The sequence below is a fragment of the Stenotrophomonas sp. FR012 genome, from assembly GCF_047520565.2.
Lineage (GTDB): Bacteria > Pseudomonadota > Gammaproteobacteria > Xanthomonadales > Xanthomonadaceae > Stenotrophomonas > Stenotrophomonas sepilia.
Genome location: NZ_JAXBQL020000017.1, coordinates 1 through 1,890 on the forward strand (window position 1 = coordinate 1; position 1,890 = coordinate 1,890).

The following is a 1,890-nucleotide window of genomic DNA, read 5'->3' on the forward strand; positions in this document are numbered from 1 at the left end:
CGGAGTGCGGGGACGCCGCAAGTACGTCCGTGTAGGCTTGGCAGCCGCATCCATGCGGCTGACACCCCGCACTCCGACACTGCCCCACCTCTGACAGATCCCCACGGCTGTGGGTAGATGTCGACCTGGGTCGACACATTTGTCAGATATCGAAACAATTCTGGGGTCAGATCCGTTTTCCTTCAGAAAACGGATCTGACCCCAAGAGCTGTTCCGACAGATCGCGGAAGACTGTCAAAGGCGGGGTGGGTCCGGTTGCGGGGGTGTCCGCGGCATGGATGCCGCGGCCAAGCCCCCATGGACGGGTTAACGGCGTCCCCCGCAACCGGACCCACCCCGGCATCCCTCAGTAGCCCGGCTTTTGACGTTGCTGTTGAGGTTGCCGGCCAGCGGCCGGCACTACCGCAGGTGCAGGGTGCAACCCTGCAAAAGAAACCCCACCCTACGCCAGCGTCGGTTGTGCAATCGTCCCCCGCGCACTACGATCCTGCGGTTCGCGCGCGTGCGCGCCCGTACTCCTGCTGAGCGCCCCGTGCGCCGCATCTGCCAACCCGAGGTATCCATGGTCATCAAACCGCGCGTCCGCGGCTTCATCTGCGTCACCACCCACCCGACCGGCTGCGAGGCCGCGGTCAAGCAGCAGATCGACTACATCCGTGCGCGCCCGCCGATCCAGAACGGTCCCAAGCGTGTGCTGGTGATCGGCGCGTCCACCGGCTACGGCCTGGCTGCACGCATCACCGCTGCCTTCGGCAGTGGTGCTGCCACCCTCGGCATCTTCTTCGAACGCCCGGGCAGCGAGACCAAGCCGGGTACCGCGGGCTGGTACAACTCGGCCGCGTTCCACAAGTACGCCGACGAAGCCGGCCTGTACGCCAAGAGCATCAATGGCGATGCCTTCTCCGATGAAGTGAAGGCGAAGACCATCGAAATGATCAAGGCCGATCTGGGCCAGGTCGACCAGGTTGTCTACAGCCTGGCAGCGCCGCGCCGCAAGCACCCGAAGACCGGCGAGATCATCAGCTCCACGTTGAAGCCGATCGGCGAGCCGATCACCCTGCGCGGGCTGGATACCGACAAGGAAGTGATCACCGAGACCACCCTGCAGCCGGCCACCCCGGAAGAAATCGCCGGCACCGTCGCGGTGATGGGCGGCGAGGACTGGCAGATGTGGATCGATGCGCTGGCCGATGCCGGCGTGCTGGCCAATGGTTGTACCACCACGGCCTTCACCTACGTGGGCGAAGAGATCACCCAGGCGATCTACTGGAATGGCTCGATCGGCGCGGCCAAGAAGGACCTGGACACCAAGGTGCTGGGCCTGCGCGAAAAGCTGGCGAAAATCGGCGGCGACGCACGCGTGTCGGTGCTGAAGGCCGTCGTGACCCAGGCCAGCTCGGCCATTCCGACCATGCCGCTGTACCTGTCGCTGCTGTTCAAGGTGATGAAGGAAAAGGGCACCCACGAAGGCTGCATCGAGCAGCTCGACGTGCTGTACGACATCCTTTACGGCGGCAAGTCCGATGGCGTGGCGGTCGATCGCCTGCGCCACGACCTGGTCGATGGCGACGGCCACACCGTCGCGCTGGTCGATGAGGAAGGCCGCCTGCGTGCGGACTACAAGGAAATGGCCGCAGACGTGCAGGGCAAGGTGGTCGCGCTGTGGCCACAGGTGACCAACGAGAACCTGTACGAAATCAGCGACCTGGCCGGTTACAAGGCCGACTTCCTGCGTCTGTTCGGTTTTGGCGTGGAGGGCGTCGACTACGAGGCCGACGTCAACCCGGACGTGAAGATCGGCAACCTGGTCGACATGACCTGATCAGGCAGAAGGCCGGCGAAAGCCGGCCTTCTCGTTTGGTAGTGGGGGGGGGGGGGGGGGGCCCCCCC

Annotated in this window: 1 protein-coding gene; it reads left to right on the forward strand. The window is 64.8% G+C overall.

From position 1 onward, the window contains the following. Positions 1-562 precede the first annotated feature (562 nt). The gene (gene fabV, locus ACM0O9_RS18470) at positions 563-1,822 is read left to right on the forward strand and encodes an enoyl-ACP reductase FabV (RefSeq protein ID WP_005416204.1); all 1,260 of its coding nucleotides are present in this window, start codon (positions 563-565) and stop codon (positions 1,820-1,822) included. Positions 1,823-1,890: the final 68 nt, after the last annotated feature.